Here is a 3,355-nt window from a genome sequence, read left to right as displayed (position 1 = left end):
GGCAGTGCGCGCGTCGATCCGGTCGTTGAGTGCCAATGCCGCGACGCCGATTTCTGAGCGCAGGCGGACACGTCTGACCGTTCCGAGATCAAGCCCAGCGGCAAAGCCATATTGCCCGTCCATTGCCGACACCTGCGTCACGCCATTTGCGGTCGCCGTAGCGAGCGTCAGGTTCGCACCCGTAACCTGCAGCCCGGATTTTGGACCGACAAAACCTGGGTCGGCCTGCAGAAAGTCCAAGGTCGAGAAGGCCAGCACCTGTGCGCCCTTGGTCGAGACGCGGGTTTCGGGGCCCGCCCGGCCGCCGCTGTCTTCAGCCCTCACGAGATAAGTTCCGGGTTTAAGCGGCACGACGGCGATGGCTTCGCCGCCCGACACCCGGTCCATTGAATAGCTGTCGACCCAAGTAGCAGTCGCTTCCTTCGAATGCCGGATCACGATGTTGCCGCCCACGCGAACATCGGGATCAGCCGACCGCGTCCATTTGAGGATCGCCAGCCCACCGGCCGTTTGCAGTGTGACGTTCTCAAGCTGCGCCGGTGGGGCGGTCAGGCCGAGGATTTCGGCTTGGATCTCCTGCCAGGGCGAGGAGACGCCCAGAACCGAGATCGCCTTCACGCGGAAGGCCCAATCCCCCGGCGCAATGTCGCGGATTTCCAGCGTGGTGCCATCCGTCCGTCCATAGTCAATCCAGTCGGCCGCACCAGCAAGTTTGCCTTGCAGCTGATAGGCTGCGACAAAGCCAGACGGCGCAGCTTCCCAGCTGATCTTGGCCAGTACCTTCAGCCCGCCCCCATCCCGCGTGATGTAGAGGTCCTCGGTCACCTGCGGTGCGCCGGGCGCAGGGATGTCATAAGCGTTGGGCAAGGCTGTTCGCGGGGCGGCAGCGTAGATCTGCTGCTCAGAGGCCGACCAGTCATAGATCAAGGGCGATGTCTCGCGCAGAACGAGTTCTGGCAGCAGGAGCGCGCCATCGCCCGAGGCGGTCAGGTCAAGGCTGACCCCGTGCACCTCGAAGGGTTTGGCAGCAAAGCCGCAGCGGGCGTAGGACAGTGTCACCACATCGCCGACGGTGGCGGCCCAGGCGGAAAGCTTGCCCGACAAGCGCACCGTCATTTGTCGACGCGCGCGCTCGAGCTCGATTTTTGCCAGCCGCTGCGCCATGGCGGCCGAGATCGTGAACGGCAGCGAGATATCGCGCCATTTCCGCTCGCCGCCATCCTCGGCCAGATAAACATCCGAGGCATAGGCCGGGAAGTCATCCGGCTGCCAATCGTTTTCGGGGCTGACAAACTGCCCGCGCACGCCGTTGAAGTTTGACGACATTGTCACGCGCGTCGCCAAGGTGAGCCCGCCCTCGCGGACATGGTCCGAGGTCAGCGCAACATCTGGCGCGCGCCAGGCCCCTGCATGGATGCGCCAGGACCCGCTCGAGAAGGCGCAGCGCCCGGCGAAGCTGGAGAGCATCCCCTCTATGATCGTCTTCGGGACTTCCGAGAGGGTGATCACCCCATTGCAGGCATAGCGCGGCTCGGACCCGCCGCCTGCAAGGGGAACGATCTCGTCACAGATGTTGGCGGCTTCCACGAGCGACATCTCATCGATCCCGTCGGGTTCACCAATGCGCGCGCCAATGCCCCAGGTCGGATTGGCCATGTAATCGGTAAGACAAAGGGCGGGGTTTTCCGAATAGCCGGCGGTTTGCGTCCGCGGGTCCCAGATGTCGTCCTTGCCTTCGATGTCCACGGTGATGTTCGGGATTCCGCCTGGGAAGGCATCCTGATCATAGGTCAGCCGCAGCCGAATGGCCGCGCACCCGCGAAGTCTGTGGTTCTCGGTCCATTTGTCCGGCAGCGCTACCTTGAGGCCTGCGAAAGCGGTCTGGTTTGCGGCGCCCAGTTTCTTTTCGACGAAGACCTTTCCGGCCCAACGGCCTTGGGCAACGCCATCAGCATCGAGGGCCATGTCGCCTTCGAAGTAGATCGCCCCAATGGATTTGACCCGATGCGTGGCCAGCACGATCACCAGATCGAGGTATTTGTTGTCTGATCCTGAGGAATGCAGGAAGACGATGACCCCGCCCTTGCGCGTGCGGCCATAAACAAGATCACGTGGCACCACGGGCTCGCGGATCGTGACCGTCCGCGGCTGCATCGTGGTCTGCGGCTTTGGCATCAGGGCCTGCGCCGCGTAGGACAGCAGAAGCGTGCCGCCGATCCGCAAGAGCGCCGCACCAATGCCGCCTGCAGCCAATACGCCGCTGATCGCCCCCGCGAACGCGGTGACGGCTGTCACGATGAAGGGCATAGGGTGGTTCCGAGATCAGATGGGCCAGGCAAGCCGGCAAGAGGTGAGCGGTACGGTCGCGAGGCCTTCGGGGGCTATCCCAACTGCCGTGGCCCCATTGCAAATGCCGAAGCCAAGACCGGTGTCGGCCAGAACGATGTCGCCACGTTGGGCGAGAAGGACGGATTGTTTAGGTTCACCCAGCAAAGTACGCCCCATGTCCTCAAGCGAGGCCCAGCCCAGGCGGCGCATCACACGCTCGCCGCCGAGCGCGGTTGTGTAGCGACCACGCCAGTGGGCCGCGATGTCTTCGCCATCGGTCAGGATCATGCGGACCTCAAAAGCGAAGGTCGGGCAGTCATGAACGCCCCAGACAAAGGGCTTAGCCCGTGCCGTATCGATGGCTGCGGCGAGAAGACGTTCCCAGTGGTCAACGCGAGGGAGCATCATCCGCGTCCCCAGGTTATTTCGCGATCCTGGATTGCGGTCACGTATTCGAAGCCAAGGTCACCGGGGAACAAGACCTGCTGGCTTTCATGGGTGTAGCGCCAGGTCCGCGCTACGGTGAGATCAATGAGACGGCTTTCATAGCTGATGGTGATCGTGCAGGTATCCGCGTCATCCTTGATTTCGGGGACATCGAGCCGGCCCGAAAAGGCCTGAACGGGATCGGCGATGATGCTGCCATTCTCGGCCAAAAGCCCCAGCCAAATTCGTCCCGGCAGCCCTTGACGCGCTTCCTCGATGGCCATCTGCACGAGTTCCAGCGGCACGCCGGATAGCGACACAGCCGTGCCGCCCGCCACGACCTCGCCGGTTTCGTCGAGGGAGCCGAGCCCGAGAAGAGACCCAGCCCCGGCCCAAGTTTGTCCATTCCAAGTCACAGCCCCTAGGCCAGACCAGATCCGAACCCAGCCTGTCGCGAACTGGCCCTCGAAGAAGATGACGGGGCGCAGGCTTTGATCCGCCAGTGCGGTTGCAAAGGCGGCGGTGAGATCACGGCTCATTAGAGGGCCTCTCGCGCTGAGATCGTGAAGCGGTGCTGATCCGCACGGCTGATGACCGAGGG

Annotated in this window: 3 protein-coding genes; all 3 read right to left on the bottom strand. The window is 63.3% G+C overall.

Annotated features, from left to right (window positions below; genetic code table 11):
* On the bottom strand, positions 1-2,307 hold a 2,307-nt coding region (locus tag JJ869_RS22865; protein WP_292271175.1), incomplete at its 3' end, for a phage tail protein.
* A gap of 15 nt (positions 2,308-2,322) precedes the next feature.
* Positions 2,323-2,736 carry a hypothetical protein gene (locus tag JJ869_RS22860; RefSeq protein ID WP_292271172.1) on the bottom strand — a complete coding sequence of 138 codons (414 nt, stop codon included), beginning with the start codon at positions 2,734-2,736 and terminating at the stop codon, positions 2,323-2,325.
* A complete protein-coding gene (locus JJ869_RS22855) occupies positions 2,733-3,293 on the bottom strand; it encodes a hypothetical protein (RefSeq protein ID WP_292271169.1) in 561 nt (186 codons plus the stop codon). The genes JJ869_RS22860 and JJ869_RS22855 overlap by 4 nt, the downstream gene beginning before the upstream one ends.
* Positions 3,294-3,355 lie beyond the last annotated feature (62 nt).

The sequence above is a fragment of the Marivita sp. genome (genome assembly GCF_017643905.1).
In the GTDB taxonomy this organism is placed as follows: Bacteria; Pseudomonadota; Alphaproteobacteria; order Rhodobacterales; family Rhodobacteraceae; genus Marivita.
Note: the sequence above shows the minus strand (reverse complement) of the source record. Positions and strands in the feature narration are given on the sequence as shown.